The 23,941-nt window shown below is 63.5% G+C and carries 18 protein-coding genes; 17 read left to right on the top strand and 1 reads right to left on the bottom strand.

Features of this window, described 5'->3' with window-relative positions; genetic code table 11:
- Window positions 1–21 precede the first annotated feature (21 nt).
- Window positions 22–1,356, top strand: coding sequence for a 2-hydroxycarboxylate transporter family protein (locus QCE88_RS19410; RefSeq protein ID WP_309905092.1), 1,335 nt, complete (start codon window positions 22–24; stop codon window positions 1,354–1,356).
- 423 nt (window positions 1,357–1,779) lie between these two features.
- Window positions 1,780–4,065, top strand: coding sequence for a phosphocholine-specific phospholipase C (locus tag QCE88_RS19405; RefSeq protein ID WP_309905090.1), 2,286 nt, complete (start codon window positions 1,780–1,782; stop codon window positions 4,063–4,065).
- A gap of 33 nt (window positions 4,066–4,098) precedes the next feature.
- On the opposite strand, the gene QCE88_RS19400 is transcribed toward QCE88_RS19405, so the two are convergent.
- The gene (locus tag QCE88_RS19400) at window positions 4,099–5,040 is read right to left on the bottom strand and encodes a LysR family transcriptional regulator (protein ID WP_309905088.1); all 942 of its coding nucleotides are present in this window, start codon (window positions 5,038–5,040) and stop codon (window positions 4,099–4,101) included.
- A 283-nt stretch (window positions 5,041–5,323) separates the two neighbouring features.
- On the opposite strand from QCE88_RS19400, the gene QCE88_RS19395 reads away from it, so the two are divergent.
- The 15 genes from QCE88_RS19395 to QCE88_RS19325 form a co-directional block, all read left to right on the top strand.
- The gene (locus QCE88_RS19395) at window positions 5,324–6,067 is read left to right on the top strand and encodes a hypothetical protein (protein WP_309905086.1); all 744 of its coding nucleotides are present in this window, start codon (window positions 5,324–5,326) and stop codon (window positions 6,065–6,067) included.
- Between the two features lie 167 nt (window positions 6,068–6,234).
- Complete coding sequence (locus QCE88_RS19390; protein ID WP_309905084.1) at window positions 6,235–6,912, top strand: M15 family metallopeptidase; 678 nt, start codon at window positions 6,235–6,237, stop codon at window positions 6,910–6,912.
- 138 nt (window positions 6,913–7,050) lie between these two features.
- Window positions 7,051–7,866 carry an IclR family transcriptional regulator gene (locus QCE88_RS19385; protein ID WP_309905082.1) on the top strand — a complete coding sequence of 272 codons (816 nt, stop codon included), beginning with the start codon at window positions 7,051–7,053 and terminating at the stop codon, window positions 7,864–7,866.
- 152 nt (window positions 7,867–8,018) lie between these two features.
- Window positions 8,019–9,347: an MFS transporter gene (locus QCE88_RS19380; protein WP_309906522.1), complete on the top strand. Its 1,329-nt coding sequence runs from the start codon at window positions 8,019–8,021 to the stop codon at window positions 9,345–9,347.
- Between the two features lie 36 nt (window positions 9,348–9,383).
- Entirely contained in the window at window positions 9,384–10,034 is a 651-nt protein-coding gene (locus QCE88_RS19375; RefSeq protein ID WP_309905080.1) for a DUF4286 family protein, read from the top strand.
- A gap of 645 nt (window positions 10,035–10,679) precedes the next feature.
- Window positions 10,680–11,786 (top strand): type VI secretion system protein TssA, encoded by a 1,107-nt coding sequence (tssA, locus tag QCE88_RS19370; protein WP_309905079.1) that lies wholly within the window; start codon window positions 10,680–10,682, stop codon window positions 11,784–11,786.
- Between the two features lie 37 nt (window positions 11,787–11,823).
- Window positions 11,824–12,396: a type VI secretion system contractile sheath small subunit gene (tssB, locus tag QCE88_RS19365; RefSeq protein WP_309905077.1), complete on the top strand. Its 573-nt coding sequence runs from the start codon at window positions 11,824–11,826 to the stop codon at window positions 12,394–12,396.
- A 118-nt stretch (window positions 12,397–12,514) separates the two neighbouring features.
- Window positions 12,515–13,972: a type VI secretion system contractile sheath large subunit gene (gene tssC / locus QCE88_RS19360; protein ID WP_309906520.1), complete on the top strand. Its 1,458-nt coding sequence runs from the start codon at window positions 12,515–12,517 to the stop codon at window positions 13,970–13,972.
- Window positions 13,973–14,032: 60 nt separating this feature from the next.
- Window positions 14,033–14,515 (top strand): type VI secretion system tube protein Hcp, encoded by a 483-nt coding sequence (locus QCE88_RS19355; protein ID WP_309905075.1) that lies wholly within the window; start codon window positions 14,033–14,035, stop codon window positions 14,513–14,515.
- 121 nt (window positions 14,516–14,636) lie between these two features.
- Window positions 14,637–15,179: a type VI secretion system baseplate subunit TssE gene (tssE, locus tag QCE88_RS19350; protein WP_309905072.1), complete on the top strand. Its 543-nt coding sequence runs from the start codon at window positions 14,637–14,639 to the stop codon at window positions 15,177–15,179.
- On the top strand, window positions 15,179–17,047 hold the full coding sequence (tssF, locus tag QCE88_RS19345; RefSeq protein WP_309906518.1) for a type VI secretion system baseplate subunit TssF: 1,869 nt from the start codon (window positions 15,179–15,181) through the stop codon (window positions 17,045–17,047). Before tssE ends, tssF begins: the two co-directional genes overlap by 1 nt.
- Window positions 17,011–18,201: a type VI secretion system baseplate subunit TssG gene (gene tssG / locus QCE88_RS19340; protein ID WP_309905071.1), complete on the top strand. Its 1,191-nt coding sequence runs from the start codon at window positions 17,011–17,013 to the stop codon at window positions 18,199–18,201. Before tssF ends, tssG begins: the two co-directional genes overlap by 37 nt.
- Window positions 18,194–20,797: a type VI secretion system ATPase TssH gene (tssH, locus tag QCE88_RS19335; RefSeq protein ID WP_309905068.1), complete on the top strand. Its 2,604-nt coding sequence runs from the start codon at window positions 18,194–18,196 to the stop codon at window positions 20,795–20,797. The genes tssG and tssH overlap by 8 nt, the downstream gene beginning before the upstream one ends.
- 41 nt (window positions 20,798–20,838) lie before the next feature.
- Entirely contained in the window at window positions 20,839–23,124 is a 2,286-nt protein-coding gene (locus tag QCE88_RS19330) for a type VI secretion system tip protein TssI/VgrG (RefSeq protein WP_309905066.1), read from the top strand.
- 262 nt (window positions 23,125–23,386) lie between these two features.
- Window positions 23,387–23,941 (top strand): type VI secretion system tip protein TssI/VgrG (locus QCE88_RS19325; RefSeq protein ID WP_309905064.1); only part of this gene is annotated, 555 nt, incomplete at its 3' end.

Here is a 23,941-nt window from a genome sequence, read left to right as displayed (position 1 = left end):
ACGATGAACGGAGAACCCTCGATGAAGTCCGCCGCACCCTCGGTCGCCACCCCCGATCACCCGGGCCTGAAAGAACGCTGGTGGCGCGTGTTCGACGTGCGCATCGGCGCGTTGCCGCTGCCGGTCTATGTGCTGCTGATCCTCGTGCTCGGCGCGATGACCGCGCACGGCAAACTCGCCGCCGACCTGCCGACCGGCATCGCGCTCGTCACGGTGGGTGGCTTCACCTGCGCCGAGCTGGCGAAGCGCATTCCGTGGATCCGCCACATCGGCGCGACTTCGATCTTCGCGGCCTTCATCCCGTCGATGCTGGTGTACTACCACCTGATGCCCGCGTCCATCGCGAAGGCTGTCACGACCTTCACCAAGCAGTCCAATTTCCTCTATCTGTTCATTGCCGCGATCATCGTCGGCAGCGTGCTGAGCATGGACCGGCAGACGCTCGTCAAGGGCTTCGTGCGGATCTTCGTGCCGGTGGCGGCCGGGTCGGTGGCGGCGGCGCTGGTCGGCACGACGGTGGGCACGGTGCTCGGACTGGACCTGAAGCACGCGCTCTTTCTCGTGGTCGTGCCGATCATGGCGGGCGGCGTCGGTGAAGGCGCGCTGCCGCTTTCAGCGGGCTATGCGCAGATTCTCGGCGTGGAACAAGGACCGTTGTTCGCGCAGGTGCTCTCGGCGGTGATGCTCGGCAACATCGCGGCGATCTGCTGCGCAGGTCTATTGAGCTATCTCGGCACGCGCCGTCCGAATCTCACCGGCAATGGCCGCCTGACGCTCGCGCAAGCCGACGATGAAGTCACCGAGGCCCGCGCGCCTTCGTTCGAGTTCGATGTCAGTTCGGTCGCGGCCGCGGGCGCAACGGCCATCGCGCTGTATCTGGTCGGCGTGCTGAGTCATCAATACTTCGACTGGCCCGCGCCGGTGGTGATGCTCGTGCTGGTGGTCGGAGCGCAGTTCTTCCAGCTCGTGTCGCCCCGCGTGCGCGGCGGCGCGCGCTTCATGTATGGCTTCTTCTCGACCGCCGTCACCTATCCGCTCATGTTCGCGATCAGCGTCGCGATGACACCGTGGGGCGAGATCGTCGCCGCGTTCCATTGGGTCAACATCGTGACGGCTGTGTCTACCGTGCTCACGTTGACGCTGACCGGCTTTCTCGTGGCGCGCCGCATGGGCATGTATCCGGTCGAGGCGGCCATCGTCAATGCAACGCATAGCGGACTCGGCGGCACCGGCGACGTGGCCATCCTGACCGCCGCGAACCGCATGGAGCTGATGCCCTTCGCGCAGATCGCCACGCGCATCGGCGGGGCGATCACGGTCATGATCGCGCTCGCCGCCTTCGCCTGGTTGCACTAGCTGTCGCAAACCTGTTTCCCTCGCCTGGCGCTTCCCCGCGCCAGCACCACCACTGATTACCTCGTCTTTACGAAATCTATTCCCGCTCCTTTCACATTCCTGCAAGAAAACACCTCTAGATTGATGGTCTGAATCAGGCGCCCGGTTCACTCGGAACGAAGCTTGTGCACAAGCGCGTTCCGTCCATCGATCAACCCGCTCCATTCACGCCAAGACCCACCCCATGACCCGCTTTTTCAAGCCGGGCAGGCCGCTGCTCGCGAGTGCAATCGTTTGCGCTACGCTCGTGCTGACAGCCTGCGGAGGACATGACTCAGGCTCCGATGCGCCTGCGTCCAGCGACGCTTCCACCTGCAAGACCAGCCACTGCGCACCCGCTCCCTGAGCCACGCCAGCACACCCATAACGAGCCCACAAGAACGCATGACTTTCAGTCCATCGAAGAGAAGCTTCCTCCGTTCGTCGCTCGGCACCGTGGCATCGGCGGCCGTGCTCTCGACCTTTCCGCCCGCGATCCGCCGCGCCCTCGCGATCGATGCGAACAACGTCACCGGCACCATCAAGGACGTGCAGCACGTCGTGCTGCTGATGCTCGAGAACCGCTCGTTCGACAGCTATTTCGGCACCTTCAAGGGCGTGCGCGGCTATGGCGACCGCTTTGCGATTCCGTCGCCCACGGCATCGAACGTGTTTTATCAAAGCTATACCAATGGCGGCGCCACCAGCACGCTGCTGCCCTATCATCTCGACGAAAGCCAGGGCAACGCACAGCGCGCCGGCAGCACGCCGCACAGCTGGGCCGACGCGCAATCCGCCTGGGACAACGGCCGCATGGCGGCCTGGCCCACTTCGAAAAAGCCCTTGTCGATGGGTTACTACGAGACCGTGGAAGTGCCGTTCCATCGCGCGCTCGCGGATGCCTTCACGTTGTGCGACGCGTATCACTGCGGCATGCATACCGGCACCATCGCCAATCGCCTGTTCTACTGGACCGGCACGAACGGACCCAACGGCGTGACGCCGGGCGGCAACGTGCCGGTCAGGGTCGCGGCGCTCAACAATGAATTCAACGGCGGCAATGACGTGGGCGCGTCCACCGACGGCTGGACCTGGACAACCTACGCGGACCGGCTGCAATCGGCGGGCGTGAGCTGGAAGGTCTATCAGAGCCTGATCGACAACTTCGGCTGCAACGAGATGATGAGCTTCCGCCACTGGCGCGCCGCCATCGAGCAGATGCCGGCGGAACGGCGGCCGCTGTATGTCGCGAGCACGGACATCACGCAGTCCGTGACGGCAGCGGGCCCGTTCTACGATGCCTCCATCGACGACGCGCTGAGCCCGCTCGCCAAGGGCTTCGGCAACACCATGCCGCAGGGCTTCCTCGAAACCTTCCGCGAAGACATCCAGAAAGGCAGCTTGCCGGCGGTCTCGTGGATCATCCCGCCTTCGGTGTATAGCGAGCATCCGGGGCCGTCCAGCCCGACGCAAGGCGGCTGGTACGTGCAGGAAGTGCTCGATGCCCTCACCGCGAATCCGGAGGTGTGGAGCAAGACCGTGCTGCTCGTCAATTACGACGAGAACGACGGTTTCTTCGATCACGTGCCGCCGCCGAGCGCGCCTTCGCATGCGGCGGATGGCTCGATGGCCGGGGCCAGCACGCTGTCGGACACCGACATGGCGCCCGAATACCATAACTTCACGCCGGCCACGAGCAAGCAGCCCGCCATCGATGGCCGTCCGTACGGCCCCGGACCGCGCGTGCCGATGTGGGTGATCTCGCCATGGAGCCGTGGCGGCTTCGTCAACTCGCAGGTCTTCGATCACACTTCGACCCTGATGTTTCTCGAGAAGCGCTTCGGCGTGGCAGAGCCGCAGATCAGCAGCTATCGCCGCGCCGTGTGCGGCGACCTGATGTCGTGCTTCGACTTCGTGAGCCCGAACAGCGCTACGTTGGCGGCCCTGTCGGGGCGCACCACGAAAGACGCCGCCGATACGCTCGCCACCTCGCAGGCTGCATCGGCGGCGATTGCGGTTCCTGCGGCGACGGCGGCATCGGCGGCGCCCATGCAGGCTACGGGATCACGTCCTTCGCGTGCCTTGCCCTATGAGCTGCACACCACGGCGCATATCAACGCGGGTTCGGCGGCCATCGCGCTGGAATTCGCCAATGGCAGCACGAGCGGTGTCGGCGCGGTCTTTCACGTGTACGACCGCAATCATCTCGATCTCGTGCCGCGTCGCTATGTGGTCGAAGCAGGCAAGTCGTTGACGGGAACGTGGACCGTGCCCGCCGCCGACAACGGTCGCTACGATCTCTGGGTGCTGGGTCCGAATGGCTATCACCGCGAGTTCGTCGGCAACCTGAACGAAGTGAACGCGGCGGCGAATCCGGAGATCCAGGTGTGCTATCTGCCGTGCGATGCGACCTCGGTCAGCGTCAAGCTGCATAACCGCGGCAATCAGCCCGTGACCTTCACCGCCGCCGCACTTGCCTATCGTACCGATGGGCCGTGGAGCAAGACGGTTGCAGCGAACAGCATCGGCGAACTGAGCTGGCCGGTGACCGATAGCGGCAACTGGTACGACTTCACGGTCACGAGCAGTACGTCGGCTGCATTCAGGCGGCGCTTCGCGGGACGGATCGAGAACGGCAAAGATCTCGTCTCGGACCCGGCGATGGGAATGGGGATGAAGACCGGCGTGTAATGCATGCAGGGCGCCCCGCGCGGGGCGCCTGCATCAGTCGTCTTCGTTCAGCGCGTCGAGCAGCAGCGGCAGCCACGGCGCAGGCTCGCCCCGGCGATGAATCAGCGCAACCGGCCAGGACGGCAGGCGCGGCGACATGTTGAGGATCTTCACCTGTTCTTCCGCCGGCTGATTCAACAAGGCCAGCGAAGGCAATACGCTCAGGCCGACGTCGTCCGCGACCATCTGCAGATTCGTCAACGGCTGCTGCGACTCGATGACGGGAACCGGCGGCGGCAAGCCATCGAGAACGAACATCTCGGCCACCGCCTTGCCGATGATGGAATCCGATGGCGGCAGGATCCAGCGTTTGTCCCTGAGCAAGTCCCACGGTACTTCTTCGAGATTCGTCAAGGGATCGCCAGCGGATGCGATCACCACGAGATTCATGGTGAACAGTTTCCTGAACTGAAACGAGCGCATGGCCGAACTGGGAAGCGCGAACGTCGTGATGACCGCATCCAGTTCACCCTGCTCCAGCCGAAACAGCAATTCGGGCACGGGGGCTTCCTTGAGCCGCACGCGCAATTGGGGATTCGAGCGCGTGAGCTCGCGAAAGACAACAGGAAGATAACCTTGCGCAATGAACGGAGCGGCGCCGATCTTGATCAGAAGATCCGGATGATCGCTCAGGGTTTCGCGGCGCAAGCGCTCGAGATCATCCAGTAGAAGCTTGGCACCTCTCAGCACGGTGTGGCCGTACTGCGTGGGCACAACGCCGCGGGAATCCCGCTCGAACAGCGCCACGCCGAAGGTCTGCTCCATTTCCGCGAGCGTCTTGCTCAATGCCGGTTGTGTGACATTGAGCTGCTTCGCCGCCGCATTCAGGCTGCGGCACTCCTTAAGCGTTACCAGAATTTGCAGATGGCGAAACTTGAGCCAACCGACCAGTCGGTGCGATTTTTCACGACTATCTTCGCCGAATGTGCTCAACATGATTCTCAAAACTCAACTGGTTGAAATGTTATCACCATTATCTGAATAAACGCTTTAGATTGGCTTGCAAAATGCGCAATACATCACACCATATTCTGATTGTTCAATAAAGCGTCGTTGATAGCGGCATCCGGTTTGCAGCGTGCAATGCCGAAGCATCGATAGCCCGGCATTTCGCTCCGCTCAAGTTCGGCGGTGTGCTGCCGATATCCGCCAGAGCGGCGTGTCATCGCCTCCTCTCAACGCTTTGCCGCACAAGCAAAGTCTTTCGATGGAAATTTGCATGAAACGTGTTGTTGCTCTCTCCGCGCTTACCTTGGTTCTGACGGGATGTGGCGGAGGCGGCGGCGGTTCGGATGCCGCGCCTGCCGCGCCCGCACCGAATGCCGCGCAAGGTCTCTATTCCGGCACCGATGCCTATGGCCATACGATCGGCGGCGCGGTGCTCGACAGCGGCGCGTTCTACTTCGTCTATGTCGATACGGCCAGCAACACGTTCGGCCTCGTGCAAGGCACGGCCACGGCCTCTCACGGCACGTTTCAGTCCGACAACGCGCGCACCTTCGACATCACCGGCAGCCGCATGACCGACACCCCCGTGCTCGCCGGCTATAACGGGCGCAACAGCATCCAGGGCGCGCTGTACACGAGCGCGGCGAAGCAGAGCAGCAGCACCTTCAACCTCGTGTACGACTTCGCCTATGAACGTCCGATCACGCTCTCGGCAGTCGCAGGCGTGTATTCGGGTGCGGCCGGGTCCACGCGCGGCGGTGAAGCGACGAGCTTCACGATCGGCCTGGACGGCTCGATCAAGGGCGCCGGACCGAGCGGCTGTAGCTATACCGGAACCACCCGCCCGCATGGCGACAAGAACGTACTCGACGCCACCATTACGTTCGGTGCCGCACCTTGCCTGTATCCGGGCGCGACCGTGACCGGCGCCGTGTTCTTCAACAACAGCGAGCTTCTGGGCGCGTTGATGCTGGCAGACCGCTCGGATGCATTCGTGGTTGCCGCCACCAAATAAGGCTTGGGGGACAGCCGGACAACCAGAGTTGTCGCGCTTCCCTTCATTTTCGTTATGTGCGCGGAGCAGCGCACGCGTTCATCACGCTATTGACGAAGGGCGCGTGAAGAAACCATGATCGACTGGAGATTCAAACAAGAAACTCATCCAGGCTAAAGGAATCTTCAATGCTGACACTGGCGCACCCAAGCATAAAACGAATGGAATACATGGAGTGCGGTGAAGCTTTCGTGAACTTGCAGGATATTCATGAGCGCATAACCGTGGATATGAGCCGCCAACTCATATCCAGCGATGGCGATTACTTCTGCTGGTCCCGGCTCGGCGTGGCAAGGCGCCTCGTCATGGCAGCGCGGACGCTTCCGCCGCACCTTGGGCTGCTCGTGGTCGAAGCGTACCGGTCCCTCGATGTACAGCGCAGCTATTTCCGCGACTACACCCACGTACTCAAGCGCGACCATCCCTGGCTCAAGGACGACGCGCTCTACGAGAAAGTCAGCCAATGGGTCGCGCCGCCTGAAGTGGGGGGGCATCCAACCGGCGCGGCCATCGACTTGACCTTGCAGCGCATCGACGGCGGACACGTCGACATGGGCGCCGTCCTCAACGCCAACGATGCCGAGTCATCGGGCGCCTGCTTCACCGACAGCGTCTTCATCACACGCGAAGCAGCCCGCAACCGCGCCATTCTGCGCGATGCCATGAGCGCCGCCGGCTTCGTGAACTATCCGTCCGAATGGTGGCACTGGTCCTATGGCGACCGTTACTGGGCCGTCGTCTCCGGCAAGCCGAACGCAGTCTATGGGCCGGTCGAAGAATTCGAAGTGGAAGGCGTGCGCGTCTAGCCGCAAGCGATCACCCCGCACCCTCGTAAAAACCCCGACGCCGCATTTTTGGAAACTCTTTGCAAAATGCAAATTCTTTCCAATATACTGTGGTCACGCGGCCAAAGGGCCGTCTGACGGAGCGAGCGAGAGGAAAGCATGAGTGCGGTGGCGGATCGAATCCTTCGGGTACTGGAAGAGCTGGCGAATGCGCCGGAGGGCAGGACGCTCTCCGAAGTCGCGACCGCGCTCGATGTTCCGGTCAGCGCCGCGCACCGGCTGCTGGCGGACCTGATGGAACAGGACTACGTGCGCAAGGACGAACGGCGCGGCGAGTTCATGCTCACGATGAAACTGCCCTCGCTCGGCTTGCGCTTTCTGAGCGCGGGCGGTGTCGTGGATGTGGCCCAGCCGATCCTCGAACGGCTTGCATCGACTTCGGAAGAACTGGTCCGCCTGGCCATTCTCGACGGCGAGCAGTTGATCTACGTCGCCAAAGCCCAGGGCGCGCGCCAGGGCATTCGCTACGATCCGGAGATGGGCCGGCCCGTCACGCTTTCATGCAGCGCCGCCGGCATCGTGTGGATGGCCGGCATGAGCGACGAAGAAGCCATGCGACTGGTGTCCAGACAAGGCTTCGGTGCGCCGTCGGACTTCGGCCCGCGCGCGCCGACCACCTTCAAGGCGCTGCTGCCGCTCATCGAGGCCGCGCGCGCCAACGGCTATGCCACCACCCAGGACATGTTCCTGCCCGCCATGAGCTCGATGGCGACACCGGTGCGAACCTCGGCCGGCGAAGTGCGCGCCATCCTGATCATTGCAGGCCCGATGTCGCGTCTTACCGAAGAGCGCATGACCGCACTCGTGCCGGCATTGATGTCCACGGCGGCTGAACTGTCCGAAGCCAGCGGCGTGTCGCCGATGCTTCGACGCGCCATGCAGGGTCCCAATTACGCAGTGAGCATGTCGGCATAACATCGGGCGCGTTCGTCGCCTGTCGCATCTGCACTTTTATTTTAATTAGCATCCCGATGCGAAGGCATGCGCACGCCTGCACGATCAACAACAGCACATTATCCGGAGGAGACAAATTGGAATCGGCACACGCAACAAGCGGCAAGCAATCGATGGCGAATCGCGCCGTCAGTGCGGCGACATTCGGCACCGCGCTCGAATGGTTCGACTTCACGCTATACGGTTCGGTGGCCGCCACGGTCCTGCCCAAACTGTTCTTTCCCGCAATGGAGCCCAGCTCCGCCCTGCTCGCCTCGCTGGCCACCTTCAGCGTGGGACTGGCGGCGCGACCGCTGGGCGCGATCATCTGCGGCCACTTCGGCGACAAGATCGGCCGCCGCAACCTGATGCTCGGCACCGTCTCGGTGATGGGCATCACCTCGGTGCTGATGGGCCTCTTGCCGACCTACGCGCAGATCGGCATGCTCGCGCCCATCCTGCTCGTCCTGTTGCGCATCATCCAGGGCTTCGCGCTGGGCGGTGAATCGACGGGCGGTCAGTTGATGGCGCTGGAACACGCGCCCGCCGACCGACGCGGCAAGTATTCCGGCCTGATCGGCATGTGCGCGCCGCTCAGCCAGATCCTCGCCAATGCGGTCCTGCTGCTGTTGTCCGCGACCATGAGCGCCGATGCCTTCACACGCTATGGCTGGCGCATTCCCTTCGTGATGAGCTTTCTGCTCGTGCTCGTGGGCATCTATATCCGGCTGCGCGTCGCCGAGACGCCCGCCTTCCTGCAGATGAAGCAGTCCGCTGTCGCGTCGGTCAGCAGTCCCCTCAAGGATGCATTCCGCCTGCACTACAAGACCATCATCCGCATGATGCTGTTCTTCTGCGGGCCGACCGCGCTGTTCTATCTCGCGGTCGTCTTCACGCTTGGCTATCTGACCAATACCCTCGGCGTGCCGAAGCAAACCGGCTTCACGCTGCTGATGATCGCCAACGCATGCGCCGTCGCCGGCTCGATTCTCGGCGGTCTGCTGAGCGACCGCATCGGCCGCAGGCGCGCGCTGATGCTCGCTTCAGCCGCGACGCTCGTCATCATGTTGTTCTATTTCCCCGTGCTGGGCACCCGCAGCTTCGTGCCGATGGCCATCGCCATGGGCCTGTTCATGGGCTTCACGCAAGTGCAGACCGGCATCCAGCCGGTGGCGTTCGCGGAAGCCTTCCCGACCAACGTGCGCTATTCCGGCTCGGCGCTGGCCTTCACCGGAGCGAGCCTGTTCGCCGGCGGCCCGATCCCCGTGGTCGCAACGTGGCTGCTGAACCTGAGCCATGGCTCGCCGTGGCCGCTCGTCGCGCTCGTCGCCGCATTGAACGTGCTGTCCTTCTGCATGATCGCCATCGGTCCGGAAACGGCCGGCGTGGATCTGAACCGCCTCGATTCCGCCGATGACGTCCTCGGCAAACGGGACGCCGGCGCGCAGCAGGCGAGCGTTTGAATCACACCTTATCCAACGAATCGAACGAGGAAGCCGATGAACGAATCCCATCGAGGCCTGCTGGCTATCTGGAGCACCATCGCGCCGGAAGCGGAAACCGACTATCTGCACTGGCTGACGCGCGAACATGTGTTCGAGCGCGTGAGCGTGCCGGGCTTCTGCTCGGGCCGCGTCTTCAAGCGGCGCGACAGCAAGCCGTCGCAGTACCTGATGCTCTATGAACTCGACCATGCCGAAGTCATGTCGAGCGAGGGTTATCTGACGAGGCTCAATGCGCCCACGCCGTGGACCCAGCGCATCATGCCCACGCTGATGCAGTTCCGGCGCGGCGGCGGCACGTTGATCCATGAAGCCGGCCATGCGCGCGGCCATGGCAGTCACATCGCGATTGCATGCTTCGACGATGAATGTCCCGCTGCACTGACCGGCGATTGCCTGGATGCGCTCGCGCAACTGGATTGCGTCGTCGCGGTGCGCGTGATGCGCGTGCAGTCCGATTCGACGTCGATCTCCACGCGCGAGAAGTCGATGCGGCGCAGTGAGGAAGGCGCGTTTGCCGGACTCATCGTGATCGAAGCGCTGGATCATGCTGCGCTCGACCGTGCAGTCACCGCAGCGAGCCATGCTGTTCCGGAACTCGACGGCGCGTTTCAACTTCACGACGCGGTCTTCGCCAGTCACCGCTAAGCCCGACGCATGAGGCGCGTGATGAACGAACACAACATCACGCGCCGAATAAAACGCCCATGGTCGTGTGACACGAACCCACCCGCTTCAGAGAATATTCCAGTAATATCACTTCGTTGATTTGTAAGTTATCCCTGTCAACGACTTCTGCTCTCGATCGATTTGCCGCAATAGAATCCAACTCAATAAAAGCGCGCAGTCGTCATGCAAAACAGTGATATGTCCATTACTGGTTTTCAGCGTCTAGCATTCACTCCATCGATTGTGAAGACGAAGTTCAGGTGCAGCGGATCAGCATGAACGCCGCGCACGAACTCGAGCGGAACTAGCAAGCCAGCGGCCCGTCTGCCTGCCAGGTCAGGAAGCAGCAGCGCCGCGCGCATGCAGGATGCGCGCATCATTCAGACGCCAATCATCCCGAAATCGAAGCCCGGTTGCCCGTCGCGCTGTCCAGCGACGGCCGTCTGGTCGCCGCTGTTATCTCGCGTGTTTTCACGCAATACCTGACGAGCGCGTCATTTTCAATGACGTCGGTCGCGGAATGTTTTAAATCGCCTGACTCCCCTTCCAGCTCGAGTGGATTTATTTCACACCGGCTGGAATGGAAGTCGGGACGGACGCAGATTCTTATTCGTCGAGCTCAAGATGAACCACTCGTCAGATAGCGCACCGGACACTGAAGCAGACCCGCATGACGGCTCGCTGCTCGAGCCCGTCGCGGATCAGGCTCCGTGCGGCGACGAGCTGACCTACGATCAGGCGTTCATCGATCTCGAACGCCTCGCTGTCGGCAAGACCGAGCAGCAATTCGGCTCGACGATCATCCCCGCTGAAAATCCCGACTGGCATCAGGTCGCATTGCGCGCGAGCGGCCTGTTGAAACGCACCAAGGATCTGCGCGTCGCCACCCTGCTGACGCGCGCGTGGGTCGAACTGCACGGCCTTGCCGGATACGGGCGCGGCGTCGCGCTGATCGCCGAACTGCTGGAACGCTACTGGCAGGCGCTGCATCCGCACATCGAGACCGACGGCGAAAGCGACCCGCTGATGCGCATCAATGCGCTGCGCAATCTCGGCGATCCCGAAAGCATCGGACGTGCAATCCGCAACGCCACCATCCTGCGCCTGAAGCAAGGCAGCCTGAGCGTGCGCGACGCCGCCGCCCTTCTCGATGGCCATGCTTCCCAGGCGGCCGCCTCGCTGAATCTGGATGGAACCGGGTTGCGCCAGCAGCTTGCGCTCGCGGCGAATGCGCCGCACAGCCTCACCGCGCGCATTCCGGAGATTCTCGCGGCACTGAAGCGCATCGCGCAGACCGTGCAGCGCGAACTCGGCGACGCCTGGGTGCCTGACTTTCGCAGTGTCGAAGCGCCCTTGCGCCTCATCGGCGATGCGGCGCAGCCGCTGCGCGGCCAGGTTGCCGACGCGCCGCCGCCGTTCGATGACCACGACGCGCCGCATGAAGCCAGCGCCGACGACCCGTCCCACCGTCCCGCCCAGGCGCTGCCGAACCCGGGCCCTCACACGTTGCGTTCGCGCTCAGACGTGATCGCGCTGCTGCAAAAGGCCTGCGTCTACATGGAGCTTCACGAGCCGGGCCACCCGGCGCCGCTCCTTATTCGTCGCGCCATCCGGCTGATGGGCATGAGTTTCTACGAGATCGTCCGGGACATGGTGCCGGCCGGCATTCCGCAGCTCGACGTACTGGCGAACAACCAGAAGCCGGGCGAACCACCGGTTCAACCGAGCTGAACCTAGCGCACATGAGCAAGCTTACTGGAGGCAATCCGTGACGAAAGCAAAACAGACCCGATCGCGTCAGGGCGGTCAGCAATTCATCGGCAGGAATCGTGCGCCGCGCGTGCAGATCGAATACGACGTCGAGATCTACGGCAGCGAGCGGAAAGTCGAGATTCCCTTTGTCATGGGCGTGATGGCGGACCTGGCGGGCGACACCCGCAAGGTGCAGCCCGAGATCGGCGAGCGCAAGTTCCTCGAAGTGGATATCGACAACCTGGATGAGCGCATGAAGTCCATCCAGCCGCGCGCCGCATTCCAGGTCCCGAACAAGCTGGGCGGCGACGGCCGCCTGCAAGTGGATCTGACCTTCGAGAGCATGGACGATTTCACGCCGGGCCGGATTGCCCGCAATGTCGATTCGCTCAGTCATCTTCTGGACGCGCGGACCCAGCTCGCCAATCTGCTTTCGTACATGGACGGCAAGAACGGCGCAGAAGAACTTCTCGCAAAAGCGCTTGCCGATCCGGCGCTGCTCAAGGCGCTCGCCAAGAGCGCGAAACCGCAGGACGACGAATCCGCGGCGCCGTCCGACGAAGCGCAGCCGGGCGGGCAGGACGCCTGAGCGCGTCCCTGCCTCGCAAACCCCACGACATGGACCGCGCAGACTTCACTGACGGAATAAACGCATGACGACCACCAGACACGCCGAGCACGCCGAGCACGCCGACCACCCGCAGACGATGGAGGTGGATCACTTCAGGGATCTGCTGAACAAGGAGCTCAAGCCGACGACGGACCAGGCGCATCAGGCCATCGAAAGCGCGGTGAAGACGCTCGCGCATCAGGCGCTCGAACACGCCGCCGTGATGTCCGCCGATGCCTATCAGGGCATCCAGGCCATCATCGCGGAGATCGACCGGAAGCTGTCCGACCAGATCAACGAGATCCTGCATCATCCGGCCTTCCAGAACCTCGAGTCGGCCTGGCGCGGCCTGCACTACCTCGTCACCAACACCGAAACCGACGAGATGCTGAAGATCCGCTTCATGCCGATCTCGAAGAAGGAACTGGCGCGCACGCTCAAGCGCTACAAGGGCGTGGCCTGGGATCAGAGCCCGGTGTTCAGGAAGATCTACGAAGAAGAGTATGGACAGTTCGGCGGCGAGCCGTTGGGCGGGCTCGTCGGCGACTTCTATTTCGATCACAGTCCGCCCGATGTCGAGATGCTGGGCGAGCTATCCAAGATCGCGGCGGCGGCGCATTGCCCGTTCATCGCGGCGGGCTCGCCTTCGGTCATGCAGATGGATTCATGGCAGGAGCTCTCCAATCCGCGCGACCTGACCAAGATCTTCCAGAACACCGAATACGCGGCCTGGCGCGGTCTGCGCGAGTCGGACGATTCACGCTATATCGGCCTGACCATGCCGCGCTTCCTGGGCCGCCTGCCCTACGGCATCAACACGCTGCCGGTGGATGAATTCGACTTCGAAGAGAACACCGACGGCGTCGATCACCGCAACTACATGTGGATCAACTCGGCCTATGCGATGGCCGCGAACATCAACCGTTCGTTCAAGCACTACGGATGGTGTACGTCGATTCGCGGCGTGGAGTCGGGCGGCGCGGTGGAGAACCTGCCGATGCATACCTTCCCCTCCGACGACGGCGGCGTCGACGCCAAGTGCCCCACCGAGATCGCGATCAGCGACCGTCGCGAAGCCGAGCTGGCGAAGAACGGCTTCATGCCGCTCGTGCATCGCAAGAACTCGGACGTCGCCGCGTTCATCGGCGCTCAATCGCTGCAAAGCCCGAGCGAGTACTACGACAACGCCGCCACTGAAAACGCGCGCCTGGCGGCACGGCTGCCGTATCTGTTCGCCTGCTGCCGGTTTGCGCATTACCTGAAATGCATCGTCCGCGACAAGGTCGGTTCATTCAAGGAACGCCGCGACATGGAGAGCTGGCTCAACGACTGGATCATGAGCTATGTCGATGGCGACCCGGTCAATTCCTCGCAGGAGACCAAGGCGAAGAAGCCGCTTGCCGCCGCCGAGGTCATGGTCGAGGAAGCCGACGACAACCCGGGCTATTACACCGCGAAGTTCTTTTTACGCCCGCACTATCAGCTCGAAGGGCTCACGGTTTCTCTTCGGCTGGTTTCCAAGCTGCCGTCCCTGAAGGAAGGCAGTGCTTCGTAGCAGCATTCGTCACGATCATCGTGGCGATAACCTTGTTTCATTAAATCCCGGAGAATCGAAATGGCTGTTGATATGTATTTGCAGGTGGATGGTGTAACAGGCGAATCGAAGGATGCGAATCATCAGGGCTGGTCGAACGTGCAGTCGTATTCGTGGGGCGCGAGCCAGCCCGGCAGCATGGCCTCCGGCAGCGGCGGCGGTCTCGGCAAGGTGAGCTATAGCGATCTGTCGGTGACGGCGCCGATCGACAAGGCATCGCCCGCCATTCTGAAGTACTGCTCGAACGGCAAGCACGTGCCGACGGTGGAAATCTCCGTGTGCAAGGCCGGCGGTTCGCAGGTCGAGTATCAACGCATCACGCTCAGCGAAGTGCTCGTGACGTCCGTCACCCATGCCGCCGCCAGCACGGGCGATGCCGTGTTCGTGACCTACACGTTCCAGGCAGCGAACGTGCAACAGCAGTACTGGGAGCAGACCGACCAGGGCAATCGCGGCAGCGCAAGCACGCTCTCGTGGAACATCAAGCAAAACCAGGAAGCCTGACGCACCGGGTCTGAATGTGTGGCGCCGGGCGGATGTATTCGTCCGGCATGCAACGTCTTGATCCTGGACCCTCTGCCGGCCGCAAGGCCCCGACCCACTCGCATCAACACCGGCGAGCAGCATGCGCAAATTGCCATCACGTCATACGCAACCGACCGGCACACCGGCCGGACGCAGGCTGACGCCCGTCTTGCTCGACCGCCTGACCGACCAGGCGCCGCACGAAAAGCGCGAAGCGGACGGCGCCTTCATGCTGACGCGCGCGTTGCTGCGCGAATCGGTGCTGCGCGACTTGCGCTGGCTGCTCAACACGACGAACCTCGAAGCGACCGTCGATCTCGCCCCGTATGCGGGCGTGCGCGAGTCCGTCATCAACTTCGGCACGGGCGCGCTGGCGGGACTGCGGATGTCGGAGATCGAATGGACCGACATCGAACGCACGATCCGCGAAGCGATCCTCGCGTTCGAGACGCGCATCGTGCCGGACAGTCTGCAAGTGAAGTGCGTCGAGAACAACAGCGACTCGCTGTTGCATCACAACCTGCTGGTCCTGGAGATTCGCGGACAGATCTGGGCCGTGCCCTATCCCTTCGAGTTCGTGTTCCGCTCGGAAGTCGATCTCGAGAACGGTTACATGGTGCTGCAGGCGCCGGGGAACGAATGATGGACGGCCGCTTGCTCGACTATTACAGCCGCGAACTGAGCTACCTGCGCGAACTGGGCGCGGAGTTCGCCGCCGAGTATCCGAAGATCGCGGGCCGCCTCGGCATGCGCGATACGGAAGTCGTCGATCCGTATGTCGAGCGTCTGCTCGAAGGCTTCAGCTTCCTGGCCGCGCGCATCCACCTGAAGATGGACGCCGAGTTCCCGCGCTTTTCGCAACGCTTGCTGGAACTGGTTTATCCCGGCTATCTGTCGCCGCTGCCCGCCATGGCAATCGTGCAGATACCGCCCGATCTCGACGTCGGCAATCTCGCGAGCGGCTATAGCCTGCCGGCCGGCACCGCCCTGCGCGCCAACGTCACGGCGGGCGAACAGACGCCCTGCGAATTCAGGACCGCGCACGAGGTCACGTTGTGGCCCATCCGCATCGCTGCGGTGCGCATGGAGCCCGCGCCGGAAGACTTGCCGTCCGCGCTGCTCGACCCGCAACGCACCGTGCGCAGCGTGTTGCGGATCCGTCTGGAAACCGATGGCGCGGTGCGCTTCGCCGACATGCCGCTCGAACGCCTGAGCTTCTTCCTCGGCGGACAGACGCAGCAGGCGCAGCATCTGCTCAGGCTTCTGCTCGGCGAGCGCGTGGTGGCCGCGGCGGTTCGCGATCCGGCCAGCAAGACCCCGGCCTACCGAAGCCTGCCCGCCGATGCGATCCGTCACGAAGGACTCGACGCCGGCCAGGCCTTGCTGCCGGACGACATGCGCGCATTCAGCGGCCATCGCATCCTGCATGAGTACTTTGCGTATCCGTCGCGGCTGCTGTTCTTCAGCATCGGCGGATTGCGTGACGCACTGCGTACGGCGGGCACGGCGTGCGAGCTGCTGGTGATGTTCGACGAACGCGCGGAAGAACTCTACCGCTCGGTCGATGCACGCAGCCTCGCCCTTTATTGCACGCCCGCTGCCAACCTGTTCCCGAAGCGCACCGACCGCATGCCGGTGTCGCGGCGGCAGCATGAATATCACATCGTCGTGGACCGTTCGCGGCCGCTCGACTACGAGGTCTACCGCGTCAATCGCGTAACGGGTCACGGCGGTCCCGAAGGCCGCGAGCAGGCCTTCCTGCCGTTCTATTCCCCGCATGCGCATCAGCGCAACAGCACGGGCTGCTACTTCTCGACGCGCCGTGAGCCGCGCCTGTCCAGTGCGCGGCAGCGCGGCCATCACCGCAGCGACTACGCGGGCAGCGAAGTGTTCGTGTCGCTGGTCGATCAGCATGAAGCGCCGTTCAGCGGCGAGCTGCGCCACATTTCGGTGGATGCGCTGTGCACCAATCGCGATCTCGCGATCCTGATGCCGCTCGGCGCGAAGGCGGATTTCACGCTGACCGTGTCGGCGCCGGCGGGGACCATCAAGGTGCTCAAGGGACCGAGCGTGCCGCGCGCGTCGATCGCGGAGAACGAGATTACCTGGCGTCTCATCAGCCATCTCGGCCTCAACTATCTGACGCTCACCGATCTCGACGGCACGCAGGGCGCCGCCGCCTTGCGCGAGCTGCTCGGGCTCTATGCGGACATCGCCGATCCCGCGCTGACGAAGCAGATTCAGGGCATTCGCAGCGTGCGCGTCGAGCCGGTGTGCCGCGCGCTGCCGCATGCCGGTCCGATCATGTACGGCCGGGGCGTGTGCGTCACCGTGCTGATCGAGGAAGCCGTCTTTGAACCGTACGACATGCATCTGTTCGGCGCCGTGCTGGACCAGTTTTTCGCGCGCCACGTCTCGCTGAACAGCTTCAGCGAACTGGTCATCGAAACCTTGCAGAGAGGAGAGATCGGACGATGGAAGCCCCGGATCGGCTGCCGGCCGACAGCCTGACACAGGCGGTCTACGGCCGGACCGAAGAGGCGCCGTCCGTCAGACCCCCCGCCCCGCCGACGCGCGAGGAGCGGCTCGACCGTCTGCTGGAGCAGGCGGCGGGCGCGCCCTACGAGTACGACCTGTTCGAGCTGATGCGCTGGATCGACGCCTGCGCCGTGAGTCCGGTGCGTCTCGGCAGGGCGTCCCATCCGCGCGACGAGCCGGTGCGCTTCGGTCAGCGACCCTCGCTTGCATTCGCACCCGCGGCACTCGCCGAAGTGCGCCGCGATCAGCGCAAGCGCGCGCAAGTCCCGCACGCGCGCGCGCAGGTCTCGGTATACGGCTTCGGTCTGTTCGGGCCCAACGGTCCGATGCCGCTGCATCTGACCGAATACGCCCACGAGCGCGCGCGCAATCACGGCGATACCTCGCTGGCCGGTTTCGCGGACCTCTTTCATCACCGGCTGATCGCGCTGTTCTACCGGGCCTGGGCGAATGCGCAGCCGTGCGCGAGCCTGGACCGCGCGGCGGATGCCCGCTTCGACGACTACATCGCGAGCCTGATCCATCTCGGCCAGCCTTCGCTCAAGGGGCGCGGTGCGGTGGCGGACCACGCGCGCTATTACATGGCCGGACATCTCGTCAGGCAAACGCGCAATCCGGAAGGCCTGTGCCGGATCCTCGCCGATTACTTCGGCGTGAAGGCGCGCGTGAACGAATACGCGCCCGGCTGGATCGCGATCGAACCGGAGCGGCAATGCGCCTTGCCGCTCAGACTCGGCGCCAATGCATCCGGCGCGGGCGCGATGCTGGGCCGCGCGGTGCGGGATGCGCAGCATGGCTTCGAGATCGTGATCGGGCCGTTGCCGATGGAGCGCTTCCGCCAGTTCCTGCCCGATACCGAAGCGGCGATGCAACTGGCCGACTGGGTGCGCTTTTATGCCGGCGACGAGCTGGAATGGAACGTCCGGGTCCTGCTGGCGCGGGCCGACGTGCGCGGCGCGAGCGTCGGCATGCAGCAGCGCCTGGGCTGGGACACCTGGGTCGGCGAGCGGCTGAGTCCCACCGACGCCGGCGACCTCGTCTACGGCCCCGACATCGTCGCCCATCATGCGCGCCAGCGGCGCGCCGAACAGACACGCAACGACACGCCTTCGACCTGCCATGACTGACATCAACCGTCCTGCCCTGTACGGCAAGCTCAACCCGTTCCTGTTCCGTTCGCTGGAGAGCGCCACGTCGCTGTGCAAGCTGCGCGGCAATCCGTATGTGGAACTGGTGCACTGGCTGCATCAGATGCTGGCCGAAAGCGACAGCGACCTGCATCGCCTGATCGTGCGTTTCGACCTCAACGCGGGGCGGCTCGATCATGATCTGTCGGTTGCCATGGACCGCCTGCCGCGCGGGGCCAGCGCCATCGCTGACTTCTCCGCGTTCATCGACGAGGCTATCGAGCGCGCGTGGGTCTACAGCACGATTGCCTATGGCCGCGCGCGCATCCGCAGCGCGTTCCTGCTGGCCGGCATCCTGAAGACGCCGTCGCTGCGCAATCAGTTGCTCGCCACCTCGCAGCAGTGGAGCAAGCTCGTTCCCGATCTCGTAATGAACGAGATTCCCGCCGCCATCGCCGGTTCCGCCGAAGACAGCGACAGCGGCGATGCAGTCGAGGCCGAGGCCGCCTCGAACAACGCCACCGGCGAATCGGCGTTGCAGCGCTTCGCCGTGGACATGACGGCGCAGGCGCGCGCCGATCGCATCGACCCGATCACCGGCCGCGAGTCGGAGATCCGCCAGGTCATCGACGTGCTGATGCGCCGCCGTCAGAACAACCCGCTGCTGACCGGCGAGGCGGGCGTCGGCAAGACGGCCATCGCCGAAGGGCTGGCCTTGCGGATCGCCGCCGGCGACGTGCCGCCCGCCCTGCGCGACGTCACGCTCTATTCGCTCGACATGGGACTGTTGCAGGCGGGCGCCAGCGTGAAGGGCGAGTTCGAGGCGCGCCTGCAGCAGATCATCAGCGAGGTGGAGCGCAGCACGCGCCCGGTCGTGCTGTTCATCGACGAGGTGCATCGGCTGATCGGCGCGGGCGGTGCGCACGGCACCGGCGATGCCGCCAACCTCCTCAAGCCCGCGCTCGCACGCGGCCAGTTGCGCACCATCGGCGCGACCACCTGGAGCGAGTACAAGAAGTACATCGAAAGCGATCCCGCGCTGACGCGGCGTTTCGAAGCCATTCAGGTGCGCGAGCCTTCCGAGGACGAAGCCGTCGCGATGCTGCGCGGACTGGTTGGCCGGCTCGAACGGCACCATCGCATCGTCATCCTGGATCAGGCGGTGGATGCGGCGGTGCGTCTGTCGAACCGCTATCTGCCTGCGCGGCAACTCCCCGACAAGGCGATCAGCCTGATGGACACCGCGTGTGCGCGCGTCGTCGTGGGCCGGCATGCGCCGCCGCCGGCCGTCGAGGATCTGCAACGCCGGATCAGCGCGCTCGAAGCGGAACAGGCCGCGCTGGAACGCGAACGGCTGATCGGCCTGCCGGTCGAGATCAGGCCCGCGCTGAGCGAGGCGCTGGCCGAATGGCAACAGGAACTCGCCGCATCCGAAGCGCGCTGGCAGCAGCAGCGCGAACAGGTGGAAGCGATCGTGGCCTTGCGCGCCGAACCTCACGATGCACCGGCAGCCGGCGACCGGCTCGCCACGCTCGCACGCTTGCGCAACGAGCTTGCCGCGCTTCAGGGCGACTCGCCGCTCGTGCAGGTGGATGTGGATGTGGAGACGGTCGCGGCGGTGCTGGCCGACTGGACCGGCATCCCCGCCGGCAGGATGCTGCGCAACGAAGCGCAATCCGTGCTCGCGTTGCCGCAGATGCTGGCGCGACGCGTGATCGGACAGCCTGCGGCCATGGATGCGATCGCGCGCCGCGTGCAGAACGCGCGCGCCGCGCTGGACGATCCGCAGCGGCCGGTCGGCGTGTTCCTGCTGTGCGGTCCGTCGGGGGTCGGCAAGACGGAAACGGCGCTGGCGCTGGCCGAAGTGATGTATGGCGGCGAGCAGAACCTGATCTCCATCAACATGAACGAGTTCCAGGAGTCGCACACGGTATCGACGCTGAAGGGCGCGCCGCCGGGTTATGTCGGCTATGGCGAGGGCGGCGTCCTCACCGAGGCGGTGCGTAGGCGGCCGTACAGCGTCGTGCTGCTCGACGAGATGGAGAAAGCCCATCCCGATGTGCAGGAAGCCTTCTATCAGATCTTCGACAAGGGCTGGATGGAGGACGGCGAGGGCCGGCGCATCGACTTTCGCAACACGATCCTGATCCTGACCACCAATGCCGGCGACGCCGAGATCATGCGTCTCGCCCAGGAAGAGCCGGCGCCCGCAAGCAGTCAGGTAGAGCGGCGCATCCGCGATGCCTTGCGCGAGTACTTCACGGCCGCGTTTCTCGGCCGCCTGACCGTGGTGCCGTTCTATCCGCTCTCCGGGGCTGTGTACGAGGAAATCATCGCGATGCGGCTTCGCACGATCGGGCGGCGCCTCGCTGAACAGCATGAGATTGCGTTTCATCACACGCCCGAAGTGGGCCTGCTGATCCACGAACGCTGCGCCGAGGTGGAGTCCGGCGGCCGTTTGATCGACTCGATCATCACCCAGTCGCTCCTGCCCTTGATCAGCCGCGAAATCATCTCCGCGCTGGCCGAGAACCGCACCTTGAATGAAGTACGGATCTCCGTCGAGAACAACGAGTTTCAAGTCACGCTTTGCTGAAGCTTCATCCACGACTCTCAATCGATAGCGAGCCGAAAGACATGACCCAGGTTGTGACCGCTTACTGCAGTGCGTTCGATGTCGGTACTCTCAGTTTCCGTTCCGTGACAGGTAACGAAGCCCTTTCCACGCTCTTCGATTTCGAGGTGCAACTCGTCTCCGGCGATGCGTCGCTCGATCTCAAGAGCGCCCTCGGTAAATCGCTCACGCTGGAGATCCAGCCGCAGGTCGGTGCGCTGCGTTACCTCGATGGCCAGATCACCCGCTTTGAGTTCAACGGCCGCGAGACGCTTACTTCGCGCAGCTATATCTATACGGCCACCGTGCGGCCTTCGTTGTGGTATCTCACGCGCTCTGTCAACTGCCGCATCTTTCAGGAGAAGACGGTTGTCGAGATCATCCAGGAAGTCTTCACCGCTTACGGCTTTCCCGTCACCAACCGCTTGAGCGCCACCTATCGCACCTGGGGCTTCTGCACCCAGTTCCAGGAGTCCGACTTCGCCTTCGTCAGTCGCCTGATGGAGCAGGAAGGCATCTACTACTACTTCACGCATCAGATGGGTCAGCACACGCTCGTGCTCGCCGATGACATGAGCGCGCATGATCCTCTGCCCGATTACGCCTCGCTGCCCTATCTCGCGCCTGACCAGATCGCGCTGCCCGAGACCGAAGGCGTCGATCAGTGGCACACCGAGGACAACGTCACCACCGGCCGCTATGTCGTCGATGATTACGACTTCCGCAAGCCCAAGGCTGACCTGCAAAGCCAGCAAGCCAATCCGCTCAGCGATGACCACGGCTCGTACGAGAAATACAACTGGCAACTCGGCTACGTTAACGGTGACGAAGGCGATCATTACTCGCAGATGCGTCTCGAAGAGGAACAGACCGGTAGCGAGAGCGCTCACGGTCACACCACTATCCGCGCCTTCGCGCCGGGTTATCTCTTCACGCTCACCGGCTCTCCCCGCACGACCGACAACCGCGAGTACCTGATCGTCGGCGCAAGCTATCAGTTCCAGAGCGGCGGCGATGCCAGCGGCAGCAGCACGGCCCAATACGACACCGAGTTTCTCGCGCAGCCCACTTCGCTGCCCTGGCGCGCTCCCTCGATTACGCCGCTGCCTAAAGCGACCGGCCCACAGACTGCGGTCGTGGTAGGGCCCGCGGGCGAAACCATCTGGACCGATCAGCTCGGACGCGTGAAGCTGCAATTCCGCTGGGACCGCTACGGCAAGAGCGACGAGAACAGCTCCTGCTGGGTACGCGTCTCCGATGCATGGGCCGGTTCCAACTACGGCGGCATCTATATCCCGCGTATCGGCCAGGAAGTCGTGGTGGACTTCATGAACGGCAACATCGATCGGCCGCTCATCACCGGACGCGTCTACAACGCCTCGCAGATGCCGCCGTTCAATCTCCCCGACTCGGCCACACAGAGCGGCTTCCTCACGCGCACGCCCACCGGCAACAGCAGCAACGCCAACATGTTCCGCTTCGAGGACAAGCAAGGTTCCGAGCAGGTCAAGCTGCATGCCGAGCGCAATTACGACACCTCCGTCGAAGCCAACACCACACATGCCACGGCGGGTTCGCACACGATCGAAGTAGGCTTGCCGCTCGCTTCCGGCGACAGCTCGACCTCGCCGCCGCCCTCCGGTGCGCAACGTCTGTTGCAGCAGCAAGTGAGCACAGGCTCGACTGGACAATTGCAGCAAGCCATGCCCGCACGGCGAAGAAGGCGCGACTGGAAGGCCTTTACGCGGCGCAGCATGCAGCAGTCCACGCCGGCCGCGTCGACGTCGACGTCATCGTCCACGCCTGCGTCGTCGTCCATCACGCTGGCCAGTCAGGTTCCCGGCTTCCTGCAGAACTTCTCCACGCCGAAGCTCGGCGGCAGCGCCCTGAACGTCACCGTGAACGGCATGGAGAAGACGCTTGTGGTCGGCTCGACGCAGAAGGTCTATCTGGGCGAGGAACTCAAGATCACCGATGGTACGTCCACCATGCTGATCACCGGCATCGAAACCAAGGATGTCGCCGGTTCGACCACGACGACGATCACCGGACTCTCCACCAGCTTCGTGACGGGAAACCGGGCTGACACCACGGTCGGCAATGCACTCCAGGTCCATGCCGGGCAACTCGAGGCCTTTCAGGTCGCGACGGTCAACACCTGGGGAAGCAATGTGATCGTCGTGGGTAGCCAGGTCCACAACACCGGCAACTGGGTGCAGTCGACCGGTTCGATGATTGTCGACATCGGATCGTCCGTGAACAACATGGGCGTGAAGATGGGGTATGTCGGTTACGACGTGAAGTTCTGAGGCAGCGTGTGCGCGCGGCGAGTTCAGTTCCCACACCCGGACTCGACACGCGGACCGGAACATCAACTGCCGTGTCAGGTGATGTCACTCGCGACACTTTGCGAGTGCAACGCCTGTGTTTCATGCAGTGGCAATCGCTATCCCGCTCGAAGATCGAGGAGACGAACGCCCAAAGGCCATTAACCGCATCCAGCAAAGAGATGCGGACGCCACTTGTTCAGGCACCTGTGCCTGTCCCTTTATCCGTATCGAGCGAGACAACATGACTCAGATAGTGACTGCCTACAGCGAAGCATTTGCATCCGGTACTCTCAGTTTCCGTTCCATGACAGGTAACGAAGCCCTTTCCACGCTCTTCGATTTCGAAGTGCAACTCGTCTCCAGCGATGCCTCGCTCGATCTCAAGAGCGCCCTCGGCAAGTCGCTCACGCTGGAGATCCAGCCGCAGGTCGGTGCGCTGCGTTACCTCGATGGCCAGATCACCCGCTTTGAGTTCAATGGCCGCGAGACGCTTACTTCGCGCAGCTACATCTACACGGCCACGGTGCGGCCTTCGCTTTGGTATCTCACACGCTCTGTCAACTGCCGCATCTTCCAGGAGAAGACAGTCGTCGAGATCATTCAGGAAGTCTTCACCGCTTACGGCTTTCCGGTCACCAACCGCTTGAGCACCACGTATCGCACCTGGGGCTTCTGCACCCAGTTTCAGGAGTCTGACTTCGCCTTCGTCAGCCGTCTGATGGAGCAGGAAGGCATCTACTACTACTTCACGCATCAGATGGGCCAGCACACGCTCGTGCTCGCCGACGACATGAGC

Source organism: Caballeronia sp. LZ035, assembly GCF_031451175.1.
GTDB lineage: Bacteria > Pseudomonadota > Gammaproteobacteria > Burkholderiales > Burkholderiaceae > Caballeronia.
This window is presented reverse-complemented; position numbering and strand designations above follow the sequence as displayed.

Bases quoted from the DNA above. Each gene is read 5' to 3' on its own strand.
- QCE88_RS19410 (WP_309905092.1), top strand. From the start codon at position 22: ATGAAGTCCGCCGCACCCTCGGTCGCCACCCCCGATCACCCGGGCCTG.
- QCE88_RS19405 (WP_309905090.1), top strand. From the start codon at position 1,780: ATGACTTTCAGTCCATCGAAGAGAAGCTTCCTCCGTTCGTCGCTCGGC.
- QCE88_RS19400 (WP_309905088.1), bottom strand. From the start codon at position 5,040: ATGTTGAGCACATTCGGCGAAGATAGTCGTGAAAAATCGCACCGACTG.
- QCE88_RS19395 (WP_309905086.1), top strand. From the start codon at position 5,324: ATGAAACGTGTTGTTGCTCTCTCCGCGCTTACCTTGGTTCTGACGGGA.
- QCE88_RS19390 (WP_309905084.1), top strand. From the start codon at position 6,235: ATGCTGACACTGGCGCACCCAAGCATAAAACGAATGGAATACATGGAG.
- QCE88_RS19385 (WP_309905082.1), top strand. From the start codon at position 7,051: ATGAGTGCGGTGGCGGATCGAATCCTTCGGGTACTGGAAGAGCTGGCG.
- QCE88_RS19380 (WP_309906522.1), top strand. From the start codon at position 8,019: ATGGCGAATCGCGCCGTCAGTGCGGCGACATTCGGCACCGCGCTCGAA.
- QCE88_RS19375 (WP_309905080.1), top strand. From the start codon at position 9,384: ATGAACGAATCCCATCGAGGCCTGCTGGCTATCTGGAGCACCATCGCG.
- tssA (WP_309905079.1), top strand. From the start codon at position 10,680: ATGAACCACTCGTCAGATAGCGCACCGGACACTGAAGCAGACCCGCAT.
- tssC (WP_309906520.1), top strand. From the start codon at position 12,515: ATGGAGGTGGATCACTTCAGGGATCTGCTGAACAAGGAGCTCAAGCCG.
- QCE88_RS19355 (WP_309905075.1), top strand. From the start codon at position 14,033: ATGGCTGTTGATATGTATTTGCAGGTGGATGGTGTAACAGGCGAATCG.
- tssE (WP_309905072.1), top strand. From the start codon at position 14,637: ATGCGCAAATTGCCATCACGTCATACGCAACCGACCGGCACACCGGCC.
- tssF (WP_309906518.1), top strand. From the start codon at position 15,179: ATGGACGGCCGCTTGCTCGACTATTACAGCCGCGAACTGAGCTACCTG.
- tssG (WP_309905071.1), top strand. From the start codon at position 17,011: ATGGAAGCCCCGGATCGGCTGCCGGCCGACAGCCTGACACAGGCGGTC.
- tssH (WP_309905068.1), top strand. From the start codon at position 18,194: ATGACTGACATCAACCGTCCTGCCCTGTACGGCAAGCTCAACCCGTTC.
- QCE88_RS19330 (WP_309905066.1), top strand. From the start codon at position 20,839: ATGACCCAGGTTGTGACCGCTTACTGCAGTGCGTTCGATGTCGGTACT.